The sequence below is a fragment of the Barnesiella sp. An22 genome (assembly GCF_002159975.1).
Lineage (GTDB): Bacteria > Bacteroidota > Bacteroidia > Bacteroidales > Barnesiellaceae > Barnesiella > Barnesiella merdigallinarum.
Map to the genome: position 1 here is coordinate 16,385 of NZ_NFJR01000011.1, position 24,090 is coordinate 40,474.

Sequence of the window (24,090 nt, forward strand, 5' to 3'; positions counted from 1 at the left end):
AAAATGAAAAAGTTAATAATAAGAACGATATGCTTTACATTGCCCTGGTTGGGATTCAGTGCATGTAACGATTTTCTGGACGAAAGACCTCAGTCCGACTTTACCCAGGAGGGTAGCGAGGCCGGGGCGCTGGTATCGGAGTATCTCTCCATTTCAGATGCGCAAGCCGAGTTGCAGGGCGCTTACAACAGTTTCAAGAACGACATTTATCAGCTCGAGAACTATACGATCAACGACATTCAGTCCGACAACTGCTATGCCGGTAGCGACGGTGTGTACGATATAGAAGAAGACCTGCTCAAAATCACGGCTACCAACTACAAGGTTTCGCTGGTATGGTCGCAATATCTGGCCATGGCCGGTTCTGCTACGAATGTAATCGAGAACGTGAAGCTAATGACTCCCGAGTCGGCTACCGAAGCCGAGAAAAACAAGGTGATGGCCGAAGCCAAGTTTATCCGAGCCTGGGCCTACTTCGATATGGTGCGCCTGTGGGGCGGATTGCCTATGGTCCTGCAGTTGATACCCACCATTACGGCCGATAACCTCGACACCTGGTACCCGGTGATGTATCCGGCACGCAGTACCGAAGATGAGGTATATAAACAGATATTGGAAGACCTCGACGAAGAGGGTACCATACAGTATCTCGACAGCAAGAGCGTGGGTGCATTCCAGGCCACCAAAGGTGCTGCCTATGGTTTGTTGTCGAAGGTGTGGGCTACCATGGGTCCCAAAGAGAGCCGCGACTACAACAAGGTAGTGGAGTATGCCGACAAGACTATCGCCGAGGGGTATCAACTGGTAAGCAACTTTGACGACTTGTGGAACCCCGACAACAAGTTTACTACCGAGAGTATCTTCGAGGTTTACTATACCGCCGATTCGCCCAACTGGGCCTACTGGTGTCTGTTGAAGGAGGACGACGGCTCGGTAACCTGGCGTCGCTACTGTACCCCTACGCACGACCTGCTGGCCAAGTTCGACACCGAGAAGGATGTACGCTACACCTCGAGCATTCTGTGGAAAGAGGCTCCGTACGACACCTATTTCCCGGCCGACAACTATCCCTTCTCCTACAAGATTCGCGAGAAGAACTCCGATATTATCCTGATGCGTCTGGCCGATATTCTGTTGATGAAGGCCGAGGCTTTGGTCGAGCTGAACCAGGTTTCCGACGCTATTGTCATCGTCAATCGCATTCGCGAGCGTGCCGGTTTCGGCCCCTCGTCATTGGATGTAAACATGTCGCAGGCCGATGCCCGTCTGGCTGTGGAGAACGAGCGCCAGCTCGAGCTCTATATGGAGGCTCAGCGGTGGTACGACTTGTTGAGAAACGACCGTATGCTCGATGTCATGCGCAAGCATAAGGACGAGAAAGGTCAGTATATCTTCAGCGACCTGCAATCGTTCAGAGAGAAGTGGCCTGTGCCGCAGGAGGAAATCGACAAGAACAACAACCTTACGCAAAATGAAGGGTATTAACCTATTGTTTAATGTTTTGATAATAGTACGATTATGAAATTTAGCAATCATATATTTACATTCTTGTGCTGTGCATCTGTCCTCCTGACAGCATGCGAAGATGGCACGGGCCGTGTGGTCTATCCCTATTCCTGCCCCGAGATGTCGGAGGTCGACCTGTCGTCTACCGAATATGTCATGGCCAACGATACTCTCTATTTCTCGGTCGATATTAAGGATGAGCAGACCCCGCTTTCGACCCTCGAGGTTTCGCTGACTTCGGGCGAAGAGTCGATTTTTACCGAGTCGATACGTACCAAGGGCATGTCGGCATCGATTCAGAATCATGGAATCTTTATCCCCTTTACCGCCGGTCTGGAAGACAACAAGGAGGCCCGGCTTACCCTCACGGCTATCAACGTAGAGGGTAGCGAAGTTTCCCGGAACTTCGATCTCAAGATTCGGCGTCCCGAATTGCCCGAAACCATGTATCTGCACATCGAGGAGCAGGTGATTCCCATGAAACGTCAGGCCGATAATCCCTATTTGTATGCTACGGAGACGGGCAGCTACATCACCCAGTTTACCGGCAAAGTATCGACGAGTGAGTCGCTCGAAGATTCGGAGCTGATATGGGGCTACTCCGAAACGGCCAACTATGCCGAGTTGTCGAGTGCGACGGGGGTAGGCTTCACCTTTGACTATCAAGGCTGGGAAATCGAACAGATTACTTTCGATGTCATGACTTTCAAGGTGGGCGCTATCGGTGAGTATCAGGTGTTTACAATCGACGGCGTAGAGCTCGAAGCCAGTGCGGGCTATTATCGGGCGGCTATCCAGTTTACTCAGGGTGCCGAGGTCGAAGTAACCGGCTTTGAGGATCTCGCCAATGCCTACAACCGCGACTTCTTCGAGTACAATGCCGAGACCGGCAAACTCACCTTCTTGCGCGAGAGCGGCAAGTGGGAGGTATACTACTCGAGCAAGTATAACTACATGTGGGTAATGCGTCTCGACGATGAGGCTCCTGTAGCCTACTGGCTGGTAGGTCATGGCTTTACATCGGCTCCGGTTTGGAACGACGACTACAATACGGGCGGTTGGGATACCGAGGATGTGTCGCGTCTGGGCTATGTGGTCAAGATTGCCGATAATACCTACCAAACGACTCTCTATCTGAGCAATACCCACGAATGGGAGTCGTTCGAAATCGAGATTTACAGCGACCGGTTGTGGAACAAAACGCTGGGTATGGAGCTGAAAGAGGGCTCTATTACGGGCGATGCCACGGGATTTGCCGTCTCGATGTCCAACGGCTTTACCAACACGGCCGACTTTGTGCCGGGCTATTACCGCCTGACCTTCGATACCTCGGGCGGAGTTGGTAACGAAAAGATGAATGTAGAGCGATTGTCCGATTGAGATCGGCTCGAAAATATTACGTGCTGAATAGGTAAATTTTAGATGAGGAGAGACGAGACGAATGTATCCTTTCCCGGTGCATTCGTCTCTATCTCTCTGTTTAGCTCCTGCTCTGCCGGGCGGGTAAAAGGTTCATTAAATGCTTATGATTATGAAAAAATGGATTTTATATTCGGTCGCAACCGTTTCGCTGTGGTGTTCGTGCACTACTTCTCACAAGGGCGAGGCTCCGGTTGCACTGGTCTGGGAAAACGGGGTATACGATGCTTCGACCCAGATGTATCGTCATCGGTTTGTTGTCAGAAATAAGACCGACCGGGAACTGGCGGGCGATTGGGAAATCTTTTATTCCCAGTTGCCGGTACGTGTCGCCAACGATTCGACATCACCGGTTTGTATTACGGCCGTGAATGCCAACTATTATAAAATGGCTCCGACCGACCGGTTCCGGAATATCCCGCCGCACGATTCGCTGGTGGTCGTCTATTATGCCGATAGCCGGGCTGTCAACCTGTCGCGGCAACCTGAGGGATGCTACTGGGTAGCAAAGGGGCAGAATACTCCGCTCCCGGTCGAGTTGGCAATCGTTCCGTTCTCCGATCGGGAACGTATGGGCGATCTCTCGGCTGAGGCTATTTATCGTCGCAATGCCAGTTATGCCTGCCCGTTTGATTCGACGGCTCCGGCCGTGTTGCCATCGGTCAAGCAGGCGGTTGCGAAGGGGGGCCGGGTATCGGTCCCTGCCGAGGTATCACTGCTGTATAATCAAGAGTTGGTCGATGAGGCACGTCTGTTGCAAGAGAAGCTGGAGCAGGAGTATGGAATAGCTGTCACCGAGGGTGCTTCGATGCACATCGAGCTTGACCTGGCAGCCGCTGGCCATACATGCAACCCCGAACAGTATAGGCTGGACATAGACAATCGCCAGATTGCTGTCGTGGGGGATACGCCGCACGGCGTATTCAACGGTATACAGACTCTCCTGGCCTTGCTGAGGGGAAATAGCCATACTCTCGACCGGCAAACGATTATCGATTATCCCGATTTGTCCTATCGCGGCTTCATGCTCGATGTGTCGCGCAACTTTATTCCGGCTGCCGATGTGAAACGCTGGATCGATATTCTGTCGTCTTACAAGATCGATGTGCTGCATCTGCATTTGACCGACGATGAAGGTTGGCGTATCGAGATTCCCGGTTTGGAAGAGCTGACTGCGGTCGGTGGCCATCGGGGTCATACGACCGACGAGTCGACCTGCCTATACCCGGGTTACGACGGCTCCTATTCGGTTACGGAGGGTACGGGTAACGGCTATTATACTCGCGACGAGTTTGTCGACTTGTTGCGTTATGCAGCACGCCGGCATGTGACGGTAGTCCCCGAAGTCGAGGCTCCGGGCCATGCTCGTGCAGCTATTGTGGCTATGAAAGCCCGTTATCGCAAGTATGCCGGTACCGACGAAGCGAAAGCTCGAGAATACCTGTTGAGCGAGCCGGGCGATACGTCGAAATACGTGTCGGCCCAGTCTTATACCGACAATGTTATCAACGTGGCTTTGCCGTCGACCTATGCCTTTATGGAGAAGGTGGTGACCGAAATCGCGGCCATGTATGCCGAGGCTGGTGTAGCGTTGCATACGATACACCTGGGTGGCGACGAAGTTCCCGAGGGGGCCTGGTTGGGTTCGGCAGCTTGTGCCAAACTCATGCGCGACAATCGGATGGAGGGCCCTCACGACCTGTTTGAATACTTTTACAGCCGCATGGCCGGCCTGGTAGAGGCGCAAGGCGTGAAGCTGGCGGCCTGGCAAGAGGCTGCCCTGCACAACCGGGCGACGACCGACAGTCGGTTGAAACAGGTGGCCAGCAACATCTATTGCTGGAACACGGTGCCCGAGTGGGGTGGCGACGAGATTCCCTATCGGATAGCCAATAAGGGGTATCCCGTAGTGCTGTGCAACGTAAACAATTTCTATATGGACCTGGCTTATAGCTCTCACTACGAAGAGCGGGGACACTCCTGGGCCGGGTATGTCGACGAGGTGAAGTCGTTCTCGATGTTGCCTTTCTCGATATACCGTTCGGCTCGATGCAACCTGCACGACAATCCGGTCGATTTGGACCGGGCCGACGAGGGGAAAACCCGGTTGGACAGTCTGTCGAAAATCGTGGGTGTGCAGGCTCAGTTGTTCTCCGAGACGGTGCGTGGACCTCAATGGGCCGAGTACTATATCTTCCCCAAGATTCTCGGTCTGGTAGAGCGCGGGTGGAATGCGCATCCGCGTTGGGAGAGCTTACGGGGCGAGGTCGAGCAGCAAGCCTTCTGCCAAGATGTGTCTCGTTTCTACCGGCAGTTGGATATGCAGGAATATCCCTACCTGATTCATTCCGGGGTAAATGTGCGGTTGCCTCACGTAGGGTTGTGTGTAATCGACGGCCGTCTCTACGCCAACAGTCCGTTGTCGTCGGCCGTGATTCGCTATACTACCGACGGCAGCGAGCCCGGCACTCAATCGACCGTGTGGCGGGGCCCGGTAGTCTATCCTGCGGGCCGTGTGGTCAAGGCTCGGCTGTACTATTTAGGAAAAGAGAGTGTAACAACTGTTTTGTTCCCGACCGATACGAAGTCGGATAAATAAAAAAGAAAAGGTTATGAAAAGATACATAGTGTGTTTGTGTGTGATTAGTGTACTGAGTTGGGGCTCCGTGGCCTCTTCATGTTCCGAGTCGCAAAATGATCTCTCCCGGCCGGTAAACGCTGCTTCGATAGCGTTTATTCCGCAACCGCAATCGGTCATCTACGACGGGGGTGGTATGGTTGTGCCTTCGTCGGTATCGGTAAGCGACGAGTTGACCGGCGGGCCCTATGCCTTGTTGGAGTCGACCGTAACCTCGTTGGGGGGCGAATTGGTTCGGCAGTCTGGCGGCCAGGCCTTTATTCGGCTTGTGGCCAATGCTTCGCTACAAGACGAGGAGTATAAGATAAAGACAACGCTCGACGGCATTACCCTTGAGTATGCGTCGTCACGAGGACTGTTGTGGGGTGTCCAGACCCTGCGTCAAATCTTGCTCCAGAGTTCGGCTTATGAAGGTGGCGGGCGTGTGTTACCGTTGCTCACATTATCCGATAAACCCGAAAAGAGTTGGCGGGGATTCCATATCGATGTAGCCCGTCATGCTTTTACCATCGACTATCTGAAGAAGGTAATCGATATGCTTTCGTTCTACAAAATCAACAAGTTGCAGATGCACTTGACCGACGACCAGGGTTGGCGCATGGAGATTAAGCGATACCCCGAACTGACGACAATAGGCGCCTGGCGCGAGTTCGACGAGTACGACAAGCGTTGTCAGGAGCTGGCCCAGACCGACGCCTCGTTTGTAATCGACACCCGCTTCATTCGCAACAACAGCGAATATGGGGGCTATTATACCCAGGAGGAGCTGTCGCAGTTGGTCGCATACGCTTCGGAGCGCGGTATCGAGATTATTCCCGAAATCGATATGCCGGGCCATTTCTCGGCGGCTATTCGGGCGTTTCCCAGTCTCTCCTGTACCAACGAGGCCGGCTGGGGGACCGAATTTTCATATCCCATCTGTGTAGGGAAGCCCGAGACCTATGAATTTTTGAAGAATATTCTGGACGAGGTGCTGAGTGTATTCCCGAGCGAATATATCCACATCGGAGCCGACGAGGTGGAGAAAGATAACTGGAAGAGTTGCCCTTATTGCCAGCAGATGATTCGCGACAAGGGGCTGATGAATGAGACCGAGTTGCAGAACTATTTTGTAGAACAGATGTCGGATTATGTCAAGAGCAAGGGGCGCAAGGTGATGGCTTGGGACGACGCCTTTTACAAGAACAGGCCGCTGGACTTGCTCTATACCTACTGGCGCGACTGGGAGTCGCAGCAGCCGGCCGATATTACCCAGAGCGGACATCCGCTGATATTTATGGAGTGGGGCCGTTTCTATTTGAGCGGGAACTCCTCTGACGAGTCGTTGAAGTCGCTTTACGAGTTTACCTTCGAGCCTCAGTTCCCCGGCATTGTACAGTCGCAGGTCCAGGGTTTCCAGGCTTGTGTGTGGACCGAAATGATACCCAACGAGCGCAAGTTCGGACAACACGTCTTCCCGGCATGTCAGGCATTCAGCGAAGTGGCTTGGGGAAGCAAGCGCGATTGGAGCCGGTTCACGAAAAACTTGCCGTGGCACTTGCAATGGCTCACCCGAAACGGATTGCATTACAGAACTCCCGGCTTTATCAAATAGAATGAATGACCCGTTAAAAAAAGAGAGATGATGAAAACCGAACGGTTAATGTCGTTAGATGTGTTACGGGGTATCACGGTGGCCGGTATGATTCTGGTCAATAACCCCGGCGATTGGGGGCATATCTATGCCCCGCTGAAACATGCCGAGTGGAACGGGCTTACGCCCACCGACCTGGTGTTCCCGTTTTTTATGTTTGTAATGGGTGTCTCCATGTGCTTTTCGTTCCGGAAATTCGATTACCGGCCTACTCGGGAGTTTGTGGTCAAGCTGGTTAAGCGTACGGCCATTCTGTTCCTTCTGGGTGTAGCTCTTTCGTGGGTTTCGCTCGTGCTGTCGCGATGGATGTCGCCCGAAGGAACGATGTCGTGGAGCCAGATACTTTTCCCCTTCGAGCAGGTGCGCGTCTGGGGCGTATTGCAACGCCTGGCACTCTCTTACTTTTTTGCTTCCCTGCTGGTGGTTACGGTGCGTAACAGGCGGGTGCTGGGCTGTGTCGTAGCCGGTATTTTGCTGCTCTATGGGCTGGTCTTGGCCTGGGGGCATGGATTTGAATTGTCTACGGCCAATGTGATAGCCGTCGTCGACCGGGCATTGGTAGGCGAGAGTCACATGTATCTCGAGTGGCTGCCCGACGGGGGGCGCATCAGGTTCGACCCCGAGGGGCTTGTCAGCACGTTGCCGGGTATTGCGCATGTGTTGATAGGATTCTTTTGCGGACGTCTTTTGTTGAGCTCGAAATCCTTGAACGAGAAGATGGCCGACCTGGCCGTGGCGTGTGCCGCACTGCTCATCGTCGGGTTCTTGCTGGGGTATGGTTGCCCGATCAACAAAAAGGTGTGGAGCCCGTCGTATGTACTGGTTACCTGTGGTTTTGCCATGCTCACCCTCATCTTGCTGATGTGGATTATCGATGTGCGCAAGATGCAACGCTGGACCTATCCGTTCCGGGCATTCGGGTGCAATCCGTTGTTTATCTATGTCTTTGCCAGTTTCCTGGCCATTGTGCTGGAGACGATTCCCTGCGGCGGCTTTTCGGTTAAGGATCAGGTGTACATGTGGATAGCCGGGTGGGCCGTCGTGCCTCAGTTGGCGTCGCTCATCTATGCACTGGTGTATGTGGCTTTCAACGGATTACTGGCCTGTGTGCTGCTGAAAAAAGAGATATTTGTCAAGGTGTAACACCTGGAAGTCGAGTATCCTTTGGGTAGTTGTCTTAAAATAGCGGCTAAATTTTAATAAAAAAGTGAGCCGTGTATATGTTTTTTAAGTTTGTAGATAGAGGTAGTCGCTAAAAATGTTTATCTTTGCGGTAGAATTTACTAACCAATAATTTATAATAAGATGGTAAGCTACAAAGAATTAGGATTGGTAAACACCAGAGAGATGTTTGCCAAGGCTATCAAAGGCGGATATGCTATCCCTGCTTTCAACTTCAACAACATGGAACAGATGCAGGCAATTATCCAAGCAGCCGTAGAAACGAAATCGCCTGTGATTCTGCAAGTATCGAAAGGCGCTCGTAATTATGCCAACCAGACGTTGCTCCGTTATATGGCACAAGGCGCCGTAGAATACGCCAAAGAGTTGGGTTGCGAACATCCTCAAATCGTGTTGCACCTCGACCACGGCGATTCGTTCGAATTGTGCAAATCGTGTATCGACACAGGTTTCTCTTCGGTGATGATCGACGGTTCTCACCTGCCTTACGAAGAGAATGTAGCCCTCACGAAAAAAGTAGTTGACTATGCACACCAGTTCGATGTAACCGTTGAAGGTGAGCTGGGCGTTCTCGCCGGTGTTGAGGATGAGGTTTCGGCCGAACACCACACCTACACCAACCCCGAAGAGGTTATCGACTTCGCACACCGCACGGGTTGCGACTCGCTGGCTATCTCGATCGGTACTTCGCACGGTGCCTACAAGTTCAAACCCGAGCAATGCCACGTAGACCCCGCTACGGGTCGTCTGGTACCTCCTCCCTTGGCATTCGACGTTCTCGACGCCGTTATGGAGAAACTCCCGGGCTTCCCCATCGTACTGCACGGCTCTTCGTCGGTTCCCCAAGAAGAGGTCGACACCATCAACAAATACGGAGGCAAACTCGAAGCTGCTATCGGTATCCCCGAAGAGGAGCTGCGTAAAGCTGCCAAATCGGCCGTTTGCAAAATCAACATCGACTCCGACAGCCGTCTGGCCATGACCGCTGCTATCCGCGAGGTATTCGCTACGAAACCCGCCGAGTTCGATCCTCGTAAATACCTGGGTCCGGCTCGTGAAAACATGAAGAAACTCTACATTCACAAAATCGAGAATGTATTGGGTAGCGCCGGCAAACTCTAATCGATAGTTCGAATAGGCTTTATAAAGGCCGCCGATTTCCGTCAGGGAGATCGGCGGTTTTTTTTTCACTTAGGGGCAAGAGGCCAGAGTTGCGGTAGGTCTGATGACATCGGCACATGTCTCGTCTGTTGGGCAAGAATGAGAGATTGCTTGGGTCGGGGAGTGTGTGAGGATTTAAAAAAAAAAGTTCTGCCGGAATCTCGATATCATAAAAAAAGGGGACTGATAGTATAACGATTCACATCGTTGTTTTTTCCGGCAGAACTGTATAGATATTCAGTAAAAAATATTTTGCATCTTTTTTCGCTCTTTCCTTTTATTGAAAGGGAGTATCGCGATTTTGAATCCGAGACAAAGGTAGTATTTTCAAATGATAAAACAAAATTATATTTGGATTCTGTGCATGAATAAAAATTTTTTCTTTCCTCGTCGGGACGGCCTTTTACGGAGGATTCACCCCAACCGGGAGAGGTGTATCTAAATAATTGTCACTCCCTTATCGCGGGCGTTATCGGCCCGATGGAATCGGTATAATCGCTTGTCTGCGTTAATAAGAAAATACAAGTGTTTTGTAATTTTATATTTTGGGAGCGCTTGTAGGCTGCTTGGCGAGGACTTCGGTGATTCTTTTCCCGGTCTCCTCGTATAGCCACAGGGCCTTGGGCAGATGAACGACCCGGGGAGGAATGGGGGTGTGTTTCCGCTTTTTGAATATTTCGCCGGTGACGCCATAGGCTTCGGGGGCGGTGGCGGCATAGAGGGCTCCTGACGCTCCCTCTTGCGGGGTGCTGATGAAGGGGCGGAAGAACCGGTTGGCCAGCGGGTCGACCCACGAGTGCATGGTGATCATGTCGGTGTCGACTACCCCCGGGTCGGCGGCATTGACCCAGATGCCCCGCGGGCGAAGCTCCTGAGCCAGGCGTGCGGTATAGAGGGTGAGGGCGAGTTTCGACTTGCTGTATGCCTCGAACCGTTTGTACTTGTGCGGCGGTGCCCCGAAGAAGGTATCGTCGATTTTGCCGATGTAGCGGGTGAGCGAGGTGGTGGTGACGATGCGGCTGCCGGGGTGCATGAGGGGGAGCAGCATGCGGGTGAGCAGTACGGTGCCTATGTAGTTGACCCCGATGGTCGACTCGAAGCCGTCGGCCGTTTGGCTGTAATGCTGGTTCATGACGCCGGCATTGTTGAGTAGCGCCTGTATCGAGATGGACTCTTGCGACAGGTGTTCGGCAAAACTGATAATCGAGGCAAACGAGGCGAGGTCGAGCGGCAGCAGGGTGATGTCGGTATTGCCCGTCTTTTCGATGATGCGCTGTTGCACGGGTTGCGATTTGGCCAGATTGCGGCAGGCCATGATTACGGGCTGCCCTTGTGCAGCGATGGCCTCGGTGAGAGCCTGCCCTATGCTGCCGTTGGCTCCGGTGATGATGTAATACTCTTTATTCATCGAGCATGCGGTGTTTGACTATGAGACGTACCCGGGTGGGCATGACGGCCGCCAGCGGGATGAGCAGGCGGTTGAACAGGCCCGGGATGAGTTGTTTTTTCCCTCGGAAGAGGGCATTGAGAGCTTTTCGCACGAGGCGTTCGGGAGTCATGAGTACCCCGAGCCGTACCCCCAGTTTCAACAGCCGGGGCGGCAGGCCGTACAGCCCGGTGGCTATTCCGCCGGGACATACGACGGTGGCATGCACGCCATAGTCGTGCAGTTCGCAGGCCAGGGCCCGGGTGAATACCCGTATGTAGGCTTTGGTAGCCGTGTAGAGGGCGATGCCGGGATAGGGTGTCCAGCACGAGAGCGACGACATGTTGAGCAGATAGCCGCGGCGACGGGCGCACATGTCGGCGGCAAACAGTCGCGACAGCCGGGTGACGGTGCCGATGTGCAGCTGCAGCATGGTCTCGATTTTGGCCGGGTCGGTGCGGGCAACCTCGCGGAAGGAGAAGATGCCGGCGTTGTTGATGAGAATGTCGATGGTCAGCTCCTTCTCCCAGCAATAGCGATAGAGTTCGTTGGCTGCTTCGGGGCGGGCCAGGTCCATGCAGAGGGTCTCGACCGGCACCCGATAGTCGTTGGCAATGCGGGCCGCTTCGCGCTCGAGGTCGTCGCGGTCGATGCTCACCATCACGAGGGCGGCTCCCCAGGCTGCCAGTTGCCGGGCAAACTCGAGGCCGATGCCCGAGCTGGCGCCGGTCACGAGGGCCGTGCCCGGTGCAAGATCTCTATTTCGCATCATGGCGGTGTATCCTTTCTATCTCTTTGACGATGCAGGGGGGCAGCTGCCCTTCGAGGTGTTTGTGACAGGCCATCTCGATGGAGTACATGCGGGCTATGCAGTAGTTGGTGTGGTCGCATCCGCAGCGCACCTCTTCTTCGTTTTTCATGCGGTTGACAAAGTCGGGTTCGTTGATGAGGGCACGTCCCATCTGCACAAACTCGAATCCGTGGTCGAGCACCTTGTCGATGGTGGGTCGCGATACCAGACCGCCCACGTAGATGAGGGGGAGCCTGAGCGCTTCGCGGAACTTGAGGGCATCGTCGAGGAAGTAGGCTTCGCGGAAGGGAACGGTCGGAATCATGAACCGTCCGGCCAGCTTCACGCCGTATTTGAGCCACCACGTCTTCATGTAGTAGGTGAGGGTGGTGATGGGCATCTCGCCCCGCATCACATACATGGGGGCCTTGCTCACGAAACCGCCGCTCAATACCAGGGCATGGGCCCCCAGTTGCTCGAGCTCGCGGGCGATGAGGATGCCTTCGTCGATTTCGATGCCTCCTTTGAATCCGTCGCGCATGTTGGTCTTGACGATGACAGCCATGTCGTTACCGGCCGCCTTCATCACCTGCTCCATGCACATGCGCATGAACCGCATGCGGTTGTCGAGCGAACCGCCGTACTCGTCGTGACGGTGGTTGGTATAGGGCGAGAGGAACTGGCTGATGAGGTAGCCGTGTCCGGCGTGAATCTCTACGGCATCGAATCCGGCATCGCGGGCGTTGTTGACCGCCTCGCCGAAGGCACGGGCCATCGCCTCGATTTCGTCCTTGTGCATGCCTCGTACGAAGGTGGGCGAGTAGAGGTTGAATCCGGTCGAGGCCGAGATGGGTATCTGCCCGGCCGTGCTGCGGTGCGACATGTTGCCGCAGTGTCCCAGCTGGATGGAGGCTTTGGCTCCCTCGGCATGAATGGCGTCGGTGATGCGGCGCAACGGTTTCACGATTTCGGGGCGCATCCACAACTGGTGTTTGAACGAGAGCCCGTTGCGGGTAACCGAGGCGTAGGCGAGCGTGGTCATGCCTATGCCGCCGGCAGCCACGCTGCGGTGGTAGTCATACAGTTTTTGGGTAGGGGCGTTGTTGTCGCACATCCCTTCGAAGGCGGCCGACCGTATGGTGCGGTTGCGCAGGGTGACGGGCCCTATCGAGGCCGGTGTAAAGAGTATGGACTCTTTGGGAGCAGTATCGTTGTTCATGATTTCAATAGATGAAAGGGATTATCTTTTTACGTTTTTCGCGGGTAAATTCTTCGCCGAACTCCTGGGTGTAGCGTTTGTAGAGCGATGCCGAACGGGGAGCCAGGTTGGCAAAGGTCCACCAGGCAAAGACGGCTCCGGCCCACGACCAGGTGAAGATGGCGAAGCCTACCCACTCGAGAAACTCGCCGAAGTAGTTGGCCGACGATACCCAGCGGAACATGCCGCCCCGCGGTATGTAGTGCTTGCGGTCGCCCGGTTTGCGCAGATGGCGTATGATGGAGTCGGACTGGATGTTGATGAACATGCCGGCCGCAAAGGCGATGACACCGATGATAAACTGAGGCGAGGTGAACCAGGCCGGGGTATAGTAGTCGAGCGGCGAGATGTAGAAAATCCAGCCGCCTTGCATGAAGGCGTTGAGCAGGTTGAAGACGATGCCCATGCTCACGATGCTGAGCGGCATGCGGCTGTTGCCCTTGATGAGGAAGGGGAAGATGAACGAGCGTTGGAAATAGTGCAACTCGAACAGCACCAGAAAGACGATGCGCACCGGGTCGTAGCGGTATTCGGCCGGAGCCAGCAGCCACAACACGAGCATGGCGACGAATACCGGTGCCTCCATCACCACCCACCCGATGCGGTTGGAGAGGGAGATTCCCCACTTGCGGTCGAAGAGCATGCCGTAGCCGGCACTTACGAAGTGGAGGGCGATGAACACGATGAGAGCCGTGACGGCCATCACAATCAGAAAGATATTGAATGTGGCGGTTTCCATGGGCGGTTGAAAAATGAATTGATTATTATATGGTTATCAATAGACAAAGATAGTAAAAGGTAAGGGCAGAGACAACTGGAAAACCAAGTTTTCAACATTTGACCATGTCGAACCCCCATCTTGTCTTTGAGTAACAAAGATAGTGAAAATCGGGGAGATACGTTTGCATTTAAATACTTTTCTTAAAAGCTCTGTATTTTTACATAAAGAAACATTTTCCCGCTTATTATAAGCGGAGAGAGAGGGTTTTGCATTCGAAACGGGCGGATAAATATTTAAAAATAGATAATTGCCCCGAATAAATCGACGGAGCGTTTAATTTTGCACCTTCTGAATTTGTGAAAATGGATATGAAGAAGATGCAAAAAACAACACTGTGGATGGCTCTGTGCAGCCTGTTGTCGGTGAGCAGTGCCTATGCCCAGCGTGTAGAGCCGCTGCCTTTTGCCGATTTTGAACATTGGGTAACCCGCGAAATCAAAGAGTCGGCCCTGTTGGGAGGCAAGACCAAGACAGTCTATGCCATAGCTCCTACCCAACACATCAAGGGAAACAAAGCCTATCGGAACATGGGCGGTTCGCCCTGGGCTTCGTCGAATGTAATGGCCAACGTGATGGGGGTGGTGAAGACCAGTAATACCGTCCGCCCCGAGAAACGCGAGGGGGGAGGCACCTGTGCCCGCATGGAGACCGTGATTGAGGATTGCTGCGTGCTGGGCATGATGAATCTGCACGTGCTGGTGAGCGGCAGTATCTTCCTGGGCGAGGTCGACGAGCCTATCCGCTCGACCAACAGTCCGTACAGCAAGATGGAGATGGGTATCCCCTTTACCAAGCGACCCACCCGATTGATTTTCGATTACAAGTATCAGGCTTCGCCCGACAACTTCCGTACCCAGTCGACCGGTTTCAGCTCGCGCAAGCAGTTGCCCGGTCGCGACAATGGCGAGGTCTATATTCTGTTGCAGCACCGTTGGGAAGATGCCGACGGCAATGTGTACGCTCACCGGGTAGGTACCGGGCGTGAGCGCTACGGCAAGAGTACTGCCGGTTGGGTGAATGGTCATAGCCTTACCATTCACTATGGCGACATCACTGACAAGCCCTTCTACAAATCGTACATGGGGCTTATTCCCGAAGAGAGTTCGTACTATTGCCGCAACAGCAAGGGCAAGATGGTGCCCGTAATCGAGGTGGGCTGGGGCAAGCCCGACGAGCCGGTCACGCACATGCTTGTGATGGCTTCGGCCACTTGCGGCACCGCCTATGTGGGCGGATTGGGCAGTACCCTCTGGATCGACAATATCGCTCTGGGGTATTAGGCTAGTAAGAGTTTATGGAGATATAGAGGGCTCGGATGGATTGGATTCGGGCCCTTTTTTTGTGTGGTTCAGTTCTGTTTGAAGATATAGACGATAACCCCTGTCTGGTTCGACGAGCGGTTGCTGCGTTCGAATCGCGAGCGGCGGGCGGCCGCTTCGGCCGAGGCCCGCAGTTTGGGGTTGGAGAAGGCGGTGCCTTCGCTGCCTTTGACGGTGGCGATGGCGCTGATGACCTGTCCCTGGGGGTTGACTGTAATCGAAATGGCTATGGTGCCGGCGTCGTTGCTGTTGTCGTATTGGGGATAGGGCAGGGAGCCAACCAGCCCGCGGCCGCCCAGGTTGTAGCCGCCGTAGCCGCCCACGCCGGTGAGTTCGCCGGTCGATGCGTTGCCGAAGGGGTTGCCCTGTGTGCCGCTGCCCTTGTCGCTGTCGCCGCGGCTGCCGTCGTTCGACACACCTTTGCCAAAGGCATTCTTCACCTGATTGGCAATGCGGTCGTCCTTTTTGTTTTCCTGAACGGCTTTTTTCTTTTTATCCTCCTCTTTCTTCTTCTCGATTTGGATGCTCTCCTCGTCGGTCTGGGTTATCAGCTCGTCGTCGTTTTCGCGCGGTTGCTCGGCCTGTGGCCGCTGCGGCTCGGTGGCGTTCGACTCGAACATGCCCGAGGCTTCGTCGACCAGTCCCACTTGTACCAGCACGCCGCTGCCCGACCCCATGGGCTCGGGTCCCAGCAGGGTAAACCACAAGACGAGCAGCACTACCAGATGCACGGCAACGGTAGCGGCAATGGCTTGTATCTTATCTCTTTTCTGTGGTTCCATGGGTGGGGTGTTCGATTCTGTTTTTGAGGTGGTGTTCGGTTTACGGGTTACGCACCGGTTTGGTGGCCAGTACCATCTTCAGGTGGTTGTCGTTGGCGACATTGAGTATCTTGACAATCTCGCGATAGGGTACCGTCTCGTCGGCATAGAGGGCTATGTAGCGCTCGCTATCCTGCTGGGGCGTTTCGGCGAGCCGTTGCACCAGCTGATCGTAGGTAACGGGCTGCGGGGCCTCGTTGCCGAAAGCGATGTAGTAGTCGTTGTGCTCGTCGATTACTACCCGGGTGAGGGGCTTGGCTGCCGCCTGCTGGTTGCTTTGCGGCAGGTTCACCTTGATGGAGTTGGGAAAGACAATCGTCGAGGTAATCATAAAGAAGATGAGCAACAGAAAGATGACATCGGTCATCGATGCCATGCTGAATGTGGCCTCTATCTTGTGTCTTCGTTTCAGTGCCATGGTCGTGTCTCCCTCGGGTTATTCGGCCGGCTCGTTGAGCAGGTCCATAAATTCCATTGTCTTGGACTCGAGCTGGTTCATCACGCCGTCGACGCGCGACACCAGGTAGTTGTAGGCAAAGAGGGCGATGATGCCCACGATAAGGCCGGCTACGGTGGTGACCAGAGCCTCGTAGATACCGCCCGAGAGGGTGGAGATGTCGGCGTTGTTACCGGCCGAAGCCATGTTGTAGAAGGCCCGTACCATACCGGTTACGGTACCGAGGAAGCCAATCATGGGAGCACCGGCTGCGGTGGTGGCGAGCCAGGGGAAACCCTTTTCGAGTTTGGCAATCTCGATGTTGCCCACGTTTTCGATGGCTACCAGTACGTCGTTCATGGGGCGACCCAGTCGCGAGATGCCTTTGGCAATGAGGCGCGAGTAGGGGGTGTTGGTCTTCTTGCAGAGCTTCAGGGCACTGTCGATGTTCCCTTCGTGGATGTAGTCTTTGATGCGTTCCATGAACGAGTTGTCTTCGCGGGCGGCACGTCGGATGACTTGCAGTCGCTCGACGAAGATATAGATCGAGAGCAGGGAGAGGAGCAACAGGGGTATCATGATGATTCCTCCCTTGCAGGCAAGGTCCCAGAGGTTCAAGTCGTTGGCGGCCTCGACCGGGGTAAGTACGGGAGGCGTCACGATTGTGTCGGTAGTTTGCAGAAGCAACGTAAGCAGATTCATGATATAGCGTTTAATCGGTTATTTCAAGCACTCTTTGTATTGTCTGATAGTCTCTTTCAACCCCAGGTAGAGGGCGTCGCAGATGAGGCAGTGGCCTATGGAGACCTCGCTCAGGAAGGGGATGCGTTCGTGAAGAAAGCGCAAGTTCTCGAGGTTGAGGTCGTGGCCGGCATTCACGCCCAGCCCCAGGCTGCGGGCATGTTCGGCTGCCTTGACAAAGGGAGCCACGGCAGCTTCGCGGTCTTGTGCGTAGTGTGCGGCATAGGGTTCGGTGTAGAGCTCTATTCGGTCGGTGCCGGTCTTGGCGGCATACTCGACCATCTCGAGGTCGGGCTCGACAAAAATCGAGGTGCGAATGTTGGCCGCCTTGCAGCGGTCGATAATCTTGGAGAGGAAGTCGAAGTGTGCCCGCGTGTCCCACCCGGCATTCGAGGTGATGACATTCTCGGCATCGGGCACCAGCGTCACCTGGTCGGGCTTCACCTTGAGTACCAGGTCGAGAAATTTTTCGGAGGGATATCCCTCGATATTGAACTCGGTGCTGACGGCCGGCCTCAGCTCGTACACGTCGGCATAGCGAATGTGCCGCTCGTCGGGGCGCGGGTGCACGGTGATGCCCTCGGCTCCAAAGGATTCGCAATCGAGCGTGACTTTCAATACATTCGGAATATTGCCGCCTCGTGCGTTGCGCAAGGTAGCTATTTTGTTGACATTAACACTTAACTTGGTCATTTTCTCTTTTTACCCTAATCGCTTTTTCCGGTGTGGCACTTTGTCGCTCGGTTTCAATGAAAAGAAACGGACTGCAGTATCAACCGAAAAAAATAGCTATCTTTGTATAACTTTCGTGCAAAAATAATACGAATTACAGAAATATGCGCAATAAATGAAAGCAAAAGATATGATATTGCCCGAAATACCCGTCTTGCTGGCCACGATGTCGGTGAACGAGGCGCGTGCGGCGCTGGAAAGCTCGGCCTGGTCGAGCCTGCCGGTGGTCGACGCGGGCGAGTATGTGGGCATTCTTCAGGCCGGGGAGTTGGCCGATGTGAACGGCGAAGAGACCGTGGGGCGGGAGAACTGGCGACGTCCGGCCGTGCGTGAGGAGACGCACCTGCTCGATGTGGTGAATCAGTTTGCCCAATACACCGACGATGTGCTCCCCGTGGTCGATCAGCATCGCCGCTACGTGGGGGCTATCCCCATCCATGCGGTTATGGTGGCTGTGGCCCGGTTGTGCCAGACGTCGTCGCCGGGAGCCATCATCGAACTGGAGATTCCGCGGGCCGACTATTCGGCTACCGAACTTACCCGCCTGGTCGAGGACAATGATTGTCGGGTGATGAATTTGATGATACGTCCCGACGAGGAGTCGGGCATGTGGCGGGCTTGCCTGCGTATCGACCGCGAGGATGCCACGCCGGTGCTTCGCTCGCTCGAACGGTTCGACTACCGGGTGCTGAGTTGCTACCAGTTGCACAGTGCTATGGACGACCGCATCGAACAGCGTATCAAGGAGTTGATGTATTATCTGGAAATGTAGGAGGGATGATGAAGATATTGTTGTTTGGCCATAACTACCAGGGAGCCCGCCTGGCACAGGTACACCGGGTGTTGCAGGTCTTGTCGCGCACCGAGGCTTCGTTGGCGGCGCATCGCGATTTTTACGAACTTCTTTCGCGCGAGCTTCCCGACGTGTGCCGGGGTATCGAGCCGATTGACTGTTGCCGCGACTACCCGGCCGACATGGCCTTGAGTATCGGGGGTGACGGCACCTTTTTGCGGGCTGCCGAAAAGATAGGCGACCGGGGTATCCCGGTATTGGGGGTCAATATCGGTCGTCTGGGTTTTCTGGCCGATGTACCGGCCGAAGAGACCGAGCGGGTCATGAACGAGATTGTGGCCGGTCGGTACAAAATCGAGGAGCGCTCGCTGCTGCAGGTCGAGCTGTCGGGATTGCCCGAAGGCTTTTGGCCCTATGCCCTCAACGAGGTGGCGGTGCTCAAGCAGGATACCTCGTCGATGATTTCGATTCATACGACGGTGGGCGAGAGCTATCTCAATACCTATCAGGCCGACGGCCTTATCGTGGCTACCCCCACAGGCTCTACGGCCTACTCGATGAGTGTGGGCGGCCCCATTCTCATGCCGCAGGCGGCCAACTGGGTTATTTCGCCGGTAGCCCCTCACAGCCTCACCGTGCGGCCATTGGTGGTGAACGACGACGCCTGCATTACCCTGCGGGTTGACAGCCGCAACCACAGCTATCTGCTGAGTCTCGACGGCCGCTCCATCATGCTCGATACCGATACGCAGGTGGTGCTGCGCAAGGCTCCTTTCCCCATCCGGGTGGTGAAGCGGCTGGGCCACAGCTTTGCCGAGACGTTGCGGGCCAAGCTGATGTGGGGGGTCGACAAGCGCGAGTGAGTCGTTGCGCTTTATTATCTTCGACCGAATGAAATAGCGAACGCCCCGGCGGCCGGTTTGAATCCGGTTGCCGGGGCGTTCGGGTGTTTAGGAAGCTATTGTTATATGACGAGCAAAGCGTGTTCGGGGAAGGCGACGAAGGTGGCAAAGAAGAGTCCGGCCAGCGAGAGCAGCCACAGCACCAGCAGCGTGATGTTGAGGGCCGACGATTGCGGTTGCCAGTGGAAGATGGAGCCCAGTACCAGCCGCAGGATGGCGTAGAGAGGTATCCCGAAGGTGAGCAGCAGCGAGACGGTGAACAGCACCAGTTCCCAGTGGCCGTTGAGGGCTTCGATGTTTCCGGGGAAAATCGAGATGAATGGTGTGGTGATGGTTGTGGTGCCCAGAACGAAGATACCCAGCAGACTGACGATGCAGGCAACCAGTGTCGCGATAATCGAGAGGGCAATGATGCCACCGATGACGATAAAGAAAATCTTGAATATGCTGCGGAAAATCTCGCCTGCCGTGCTGCTCAGCGAGCTGCCGGTCGACTGTCCGCTCGTGTGCTCCTCTTCGACGGCACGGCGTATGTTGTCGACGGTGGGCGTCTCGCCCCGCATCTCAAGCTTCTGAGCCGTGGTGCGGGCCTCGGGAACGCAAATCCACAACAGCAGATAAATCCATATCGACGAAGCCCACAAAGGCAGCAGCAGAACCAGAATGACGCGCACGAGTACTACGTCGACCCCGATGTAGTAGGCAATACCCGAGGCTACACCGCCCAGTACGCGGTTGTCGGGGTCGCGGTAGAGCCGGCGGCTGCGCCGATTGGGTTCGGGTGTGTTGCCGCCGTTGTTCTCATCGGCGGGTGACGAGGCCGAGGCGGCCTCCCCGGAGGTTTCGCCTTCGTCGGAAGTTTCGTTCTCGAGAGGAGTCTCTATCTCGTCGGGGCGCCCCATGATGGCAATTACCTCGTTCACCTCCTGGCGGGTAATCACCTGCATGCCGAATCCCAGCCGCTCCTTGAAGAGTTCGGCAATGCGGCTTTCGATGTCGTTCAGAATCTCCTGTCCGCCCTCTTCGTGGGCAAAGTGCTCGTTGAGCGATTGCAGATAGGCTTCGAGCAGTTCGTAGGCATCGTCGTCTATGTTGAAGATGGTCTTGTCGAGATTGATGGTTACGGTCTTTTTCATATGACAGTCTGGTTTTTATTGTTCTTTGATGTGGGCGACAACCTGGTTCAGTTCGTTCCAGGCGGTGTCGAGCTCCTGGAGGAAGTGTTCCCCTTCGGGGGTAAGCTCGTAGTATTTGCGGGGAGGGCCCTGGGTCGACTCCTCCCACACGTAGGTGAGCAGCCCCGAGTTCTTGAGCCGGGTAAGCAGCGGGTAGAGGGTACCTTCGACCACGATGAGCTTCGAGGCTTTGAGCGATTGGATAATATCCGACACGTAGGCCCTCCGCTTTTGCAGGATGAGCAGCGTGCAATATTCCAGTATCCCTTTTCGCATCTGCGATTTTACATTGTCTGTATTCATGCTTAGTACCTTTTACGACACAAATATAGGTATAGTATGGTAACTTGTATTACATAGTACTTGTAAAATAATATATTTTAACACACTGAATAGTACGTATAGGGGTGTTTGCCGGCTTGGTATGGATGGATTGGGAGCGGAGTGAGGTAGGGTGGGCGGGGAAGGCCGGTGGTGGCAGTGGCCCATGTGCCGCTGGAGGTCGAATGGTCCGGGAGTAAGGGGTATGACCGGGGTGGATTTCTGTGGCGGTTTATGTGCGGTTTGGGATTGTGTGTCGGTAGAAGTAGCAGGAGGGGGTGAACCTGTGCGGGGCCTTATGGCATGGTTGGGGGATGGTTTGGGGTGGAGGCGGCATTCGTATTTTTGCAACGCCCTATGTATTGTTTAGGTATAGCCGTTGCACTATCTTTGTCGGGAAAAGGAGATTTGTTCCGATGGAGACATTTGACGACGAAGAGTTCGGTACGGTACAGGTTCGGCCCGACAGCAGGGCCCGACGTCTGATATTCCGCGTGAAGGAGGGGGTGATGCAGATTACCTGTCCGACCGGATACTCGCTGGGGCGGGTGCAGACAATTGTCGACGAGAATCGGGAGCGGCTGCGGCGGCTGATGGTCCGGGGCGAGGTGGTGCAGCAACGGCGGCAGCTCACGGTGGGCGACCGCATTCCCTGCTACGGCGGTCATATCGAGCTGTTGTCCGGTCGGTTGCCCGACTGTATTCTCTTCCGATACGAGGGTACTACCTTGCAGGTGCTCTGCCCGCCGGGTACCGATCTGAACGAGCCCCGGGTGCGGCAGCAGCTCTCGCGCGGGGTTTGCCGCCTCATGTACCGGCGGGCTCAGGAGGTGTTACCCCGTCGGTTGGCCGAGGTGGCCCGTCGGGTAGGCGCCTCGCCGAGAGAGGTGACCATCGGGCGGGGCCGGCGTAAATTGGGGCACTGCACCCGCAGCAAGTCGATACAGTTGTCGTATTGTCTCATGTTCCTGCCCGAGCCGTTGATCGACTATGTCATCTGTCACGAACTGGCTCATTTACAACAGATGAATCACGGGCCACAGTTTCACGCGCTGTGTAACCGATATTGTGGCGGCGAAGAGCTTGCGCTGCGCAAACAGTTGCGGGCATTCACCTTTTTGTTCTAATAAATAAGATTATATAATGCAAAAAATATTTAAATTATAGGCGCGAAATATTCTATTTCGAGGGCTGTCAGGCCGGTAGAGTTGTGTATTATATAATATTGTACTATCTTTGTGGCGATAGGAATGGAAGAGGGGGCAATGATGTCCCCTCGTTTTTTTCACTACAATAACCGTTATGATAGACAAAAAAGAGTTAGCGACATGGGTCGAGGAGGGGTTGGCCGGTACCGACTGTTTTCTGGTCGATGTACAGGTGAGTCCCGACAACGTATTGACCGTAGAGATTGATAACGAAGAGGGGGTAGATATAGACCGCTGTGTGGCCCTGCACCGTTTTTTGGAATCGAAACTCGATCGCGATGTCGAGGATTATGAACTGGAGGTAGGCTCGGCCGGAATCACTTCGCCCTTCAAGGTCTTGGGGCAGTACAAGAAGAATATAGGCAACGAGGTCGAGGTGCTGACCAAAGACGGCCGCAAGCTGACCGGCGTATTGAAGAGCGCCGATGCCGACCGGTTTGTCGTGACGGTAACCCGGAAGGTGAAGAGCGAAACCAGCAAACGCAAAGTCGAGGTGGAGGAAGACATCGTTCTGGGATACGACGAAGTAAAATATACAAAATATCTAATCAGATTTAAATAATATGGCAAAAAAAGAGGAACCCGTAAGCATGGTCGATACCTTTGCTGAGTTCAAAGAGTTGAAGAACATCGAGATAACCACGATGATCAGTGTGCTGGAAGAATCTTTCCGGAATGTGTTGGCAAAGATGTTCGGGACCGACGAAAATTTCGATATAATCGTGAACCCCACCAAGGGCGATTTTGAGATATGGCGCAACCGCGAAATCGTGGAGGATGGTGCCGTGACCGACAGCAACCTGCAGGTATCGCTCTCGGAGGCCCGCAAGACCGACCCCGACTTCGAGGTGGGCGAGGAGATGACCGACGAGGTTCACTTCGAGAAGTTCGGCCGTCGTGCCATTCTGAACCTGCGTCAGACGCTGGCTTCGAAGATTCTCGATTTGCAGAAAGATGCCATTTACAACAAATACAAGGATAAAATCGGCGAGTTGGTAAGCGCCGAAGTTTACCAGATCTGGAAAAAAGAGATGTTGCTCATCGACGACGACAACAATGAGTTGCTGCTGCCGAAGACCGAGCAGATTCCGTCGGACTTCTACCGGAAGGGCGAGACCGTGCGGGCTGTGGTGCTCGACGTCGATAACAAGAACAACAATCCCAAGATTATCGTTTCGCGTACGTCGAACGACTTCTTGCGCCGGTTGTTCGAACTCGAGGTGCCCGAGATTCACGACGGGCTCATCATTATCCGCGCCATTGCCCGCATCCCGGGCGAGCGTGCCAAGATAGCCGTCGAGTCGTACGACGACCGCATCGACCCCGTAGGAGCCTGCGTGGGTGTGAAGGGGTCGCGTATCCACGGTATCGTGCGCGAACTGCGCAACGAGAATATCGACGTGATCAACTACACCTCCAACCCCTCGCTGTTTATCCAGCGTGCCCTGAGCCCTGCCAAAATCTCGTCCATCCGCTTGAACGAGGAGGAGAAGAAGGCCGAGGTATTCCTCAAGCCCGAGGAGGTTTCGCTGGCCATCGGTAAGGGCGGTTTGAATATCAAGCTGGCCTGCATGCTTACCGGCTACAACATCGATGTATATCGCGACATCGACGAGGATGAAGAGGAGGATATCTACCTCGACGAGTTCAGAGACGAGATCGACGACTGGGTAATCGAGGCCCTGAAGGGTATCGGTTGCGCCACGGCCAAGAGTGTGCTGGCCTTGCCGCGTGAGACCTTGATCGAAAAAGCCGACCTCGAAGAGAACACCGTAGACGAGGTGCTCTCTATCCTGAAAGCGGAGTTTGAAGAATAATCCGCTTCGGGGCCGCCATGGTGTGCGGCCT

The 24,090-nt window shown here is 54.7% G+C and carries 22 protein-coding genes; 12 read left to right on the plus strand and 10 right to left on the minus strand.

Annotation, left to right across the window (positions count from 1 at the left end; translation table 11 throughout):
* The first annotated feature begins 3 nt into the window (after positions 1 to 3).
* From B5F38_RS10470 to B5F38_RS10495, 6 genes are all read left to right on the plus strand, one after another.
* Positions 4 to 1,485, plus strand: a complete 1,482-nt coding sequence (locus B5F38_RS10470; RefSeq protein ID WP_087409240.1) for a RagB/SusD family nutrient uptake outer membrane protein — start codon at positions 4 to 6, stop codon at positions 1,483 to 1,485.
* 33 nt (positions 1,486 to 1,518) lie between these two features.
* Positions 1,519 to 2,886 (plus strand): DUF5016 domain-containing protein, encoded by a 1,368-nt coding sequence (locus tag B5F38_RS10475; RefSeq protein WP_087409241.1) that lies wholly within the window; start codon positions 1,519 to 1,521, stop codon positions 2,884 to 2,886.
* A 151-nt stretch (positions 2,887 to 3,037) separates the two neighbouring features.
* Complete coding sequence (locus B5F38_RS10480) at positions 3,038 to 5,524, plus strand: family 20 glycosylhydrolase (RefSeq protein WP_241147851.1); 2,487 nt, start codon at positions 3,038 to 3,040, stop codon at positions 5,522 to 5,524.
* Between the two features lie 13 nt (positions 5,525 to 5,537).
* Complete coding sequence (locus tag B5F38_RS10485; RefSeq protein ID WP_087409243.1) at positions 5,538 to 7,157, plus strand: beta-N-acetylhexosaminidase; 1,620 nt, start codon at positions 5,538 to 5,540, stop codon at positions 7,155 to 7,157.
* A 27-nt stretch (positions 7,158 to 7,184) separates the two neighbouring features.
* The gene (locus B5F38_RS10490) at positions 7,185 to 8,339 is read left to right on the plus strand and encodes a DUF5009 domain-containing protein (protein ID WP_241147852.1); all 1,155 of its coding nucleotides are present in this window, start codon (positions 7,185 to 7,187) and stop codon (positions 8,337 to 8,339) included.
* A gap of 162 nt (positions 8,340 to 8,501) precedes the next feature.
* Entirely contained in the window at positions 8,502 to 9,500 is a 999-nt protein-coding gene (locus tag B5F38_RS10495) for a class II fructose-bisphosphate aldolase (RefSeq protein WP_087409245.1), read from the plus strand.
* A 577-nt stretch (positions 9,501 to 10,077) separates the two neighbouring features.
* On the opposite strand, the gene B5F38_RS10500 is transcribed toward B5F38_RS10495, so the two are convergent.
* From B5F38_RS10500 to B5F38_RS10515, 4 genes are read right to left on the minus strand one after another with little or no spacing between them, the layout of a single operon-like run.
* Positions 10,078 to 10,947 carry an SDR family NAD(P)-dependent oxidoreductase gene (locus B5F38_RS10500; RefSeq protein ID WP_087409246.1) on the minus strand — a complete coding sequence of 290 codons (870 nt, stop codon included), beginning with the start codon at positions 10,945 to 10,947 and terminating at the stop codon, positions 10,078 to 10,080.
* Positions 10,940 to 11,737, minus strand: coding sequence for an SDR family NAD(P)-dependent oxidoreductase (locus B5F38_RS10505; RefSeq protein ID WP_087409247.1), 798 nt, complete (start codon positions 11,735 to 11,737; stop codon positions 10,940 to 10,942). The genes B5F38_RS10500 and B5F38_RS10505 overlap by 8 nt, the downstream gene beginning before the upstream one ends.
* Complete coding sequence (locus tag B5F38_RS10510; RefSeq protein ID WP_087409248.1) at positions 11,724 to 12,974, minus strand: NADH:flavin oxidoreductase; 1,251 nt, start codon at positions 12,972 to 12,974, stop codon at positions 11,724 to 11,726. The genes B5F38_RS10505 and B5F38_RS10510 overlap by 14 nt, the downstream gene beginning before the upstream one ends.
* Before the next feature lie 4 nt (positions 12,975 to 12,978).
* Entirely contained in the window at positions 12,979 to 13,752 is a 774-nt protein-coding gene (locus tag B5F38_RS10515) for a DUF1295 domain-containing protein (RefSeq protein WP_087409249.1), read from the minus strand.
* A 359-nt stretch (positions 13,753 to 14,111) separates the two neighbouring features.
* Between B5F38_RS10515 and B5F38_RS10520 the strand changes: the two genes are divergently transcribed.
* Positions 14,112 to 15,074 carry a PCMD domain-containing protein gene (locus B5F38_RS10520; RefSeq protein ID WP_087409311.1) on the plus strand — a complete coding sequence of 321 codons (963 nt, stop codon included), beginning with the start codon at positions 14,112 to 14,114 and terminating at the stop codon, positions 15,072 to 15,074.
* Positions 15,075 to 15,142: 68 nt separating this feature from the next.
* Here B5F38_RS10520 and B5F38_RS10525 read toward each other — a convergent pair whose 3' ends face one another.
* Genes B5F38_RS10525 through B5F38_RS10540 form a run of 4 tightly spaced genes read right to left on the minus strand, consistent with a single transcriptional unit; the run spans position 15,143 to position 17,804 of the window.
* On the minus strand, positions 15,143 to 15,895 hold the full coding sequence (locus tag B5F38_RS10525) for a hypothetical protein (RefSeq protein ID WP_087409250.1): 753 nt from the start codon (positions 15,893 to 15,895) through the stop codon (positions 15,143 to 15,145).
* 40 nt (positions 15,896 to 15,935) lie between these two features.
* Positions 15,936 to 16,352: a biopolymer transporter ExbD gene (locus tag B5F38_RS10530; protein WP_087409251.1), complete on the minus strand. Its 417-nt coding sequence runs from the start codon at positions 16,350 to 16,352 to the stop codon at positions 15,936 to 15,938.
* Positions 16,353 to 16,370: 18 nt separating this feature from the next.
* Positions 16,371 to 17,072: a MotA/TolQ/ExbB proton channel family protein gene (locus B5F38_RS10535; RefSeq protein WP_087409252.1), complete on the minus strand. Its 702-nt coding sequence runs from the start codon at positions 17,070 to 17,072 to the stop codon at positions 16,371 to 16,373.
* 18 nt (positions 17,073 to 17,090) lie between these two features.
* Positions 17,091 to 17,804: a pyridoxine 5'-phosphate synthase gene (locus B5F38_RS10540; RefSeq protein ID WP_087409253.1), complete on the minus strand. Its 714-nt coding sequence runs from the start codon at positions 17,802 to 17,804 to the stop codon at positions 17,091 to 17,093.
* A 154-nt stretch (positions 17,805 to 17,958) separates the two neighbouring features.
* Here B5F38_RS10540 and B5F38_RS10545 point away from each other — a divergent pair, with 154 nt between their 5' ends.
* Both B5F38_RS10545 and B5F38_RS10550 read left to right on the plus strand, forming a co-directional pair.
* Positions 17,959 to 18,615 (plus strand): CBS domain-containing protein, encoded by a 657-nt coding sequence (locus tag B5F38_RS10545; RefSeq protein WP_087409254.1) that lies wholly within the window; start codon positions 17,959 to 17,961, stop codon positions 18,613 to 18,615.
* Positions 18,616 to 18,623: 8 nt separating this feature from the next.
* The gene (locus B5F38_RS10550) at positions 18,624 to 19,499 is read left to right on the plus strand and encodes an NAD kinase (protein ID WP_087409312.1); all 876 of its coding nucleotides are present in this window, start codon (positions 18,624 to 18,626) and stop codon (positions 19,497 to 19,499) included.
* Between the two features lie 101 nt (positions 19,500 to 19,600).
* On the opposite strand, the gene B5F38_RS10555 is transcribed toward B5F38_RS10550, so the two are convergent.
* Positions 19,601 to 20,674 carry a PspC domain-containing protein gene (locus tag B5F38_RS10555; RefSeq protein WP_087409255.1) on the minus strand — a complete coding sequence of 358 codons (1,074 nt, stop codon included), beginning with the start codon at positions 20,672 to 20,674 and terminating at the stop codon, positions 19,601 to 19,603.
* A gap of 15 nt (positions 20,675 to 20,689) precedes the next feature.
* Positions 20,690 to 21,016, minus strand: coding sequence for a PadR family transcriptional regulator (locus B5F38_RS10560; protein WP_087409256.1), 327 nt, complete (start codon positions 21,014 to 21,016; stop codon positions 20,690 to 20,692).
* 434 nt (positions 21,017 to 21,450) lie between these two features.
* On the opposite strand from B5F38_RS10560, the gene B5F38_RS10565 reads away from it, so the two are divergent.
* From B5F38_RS10565 to nusA, 3 genes are all read left to right on the plus strand, one after another.
* On the plus strand, positions 21,451 to 22,161 hold the full coding sequence (locus B5F38_RS10565; protein WP_158096875.1) for a M48 family metallopeptidase: 711 nt from the start codon (positions 21,451 to 21,453) through the stop codon (positions 22,159 to 22,161).
* A gap of 175 nt (positions 22,162 to 22,336) precedes the next feature.
* Complete coding sequence (gene rimP, locus B5F38_RS10570; RefSeq protein ID WP_087409258.1) at positions 22,337 to 22,804, plus strand: ribosome assembly cofactor RimP; 468 nt, start codon at positions 22,337 to 22,339, stop codon at positions 22,802 to 22,804.
* 1 nt (position 22,805) lies between these two features.
* Complete coding sequence (gene nusA / locus B5F38_RS10575) at positions 22,806 to 24,059, plus strand: transcription termination factor NusA (RefSeq protein ID WP_087409259.1); 1,254 nt, start codon at positions 22,806 to 22,808, stop codon at positions 24,057 to 24,059.
* Positions 24,060 to 24,090 lie beyond the last annotated feature (31 nt).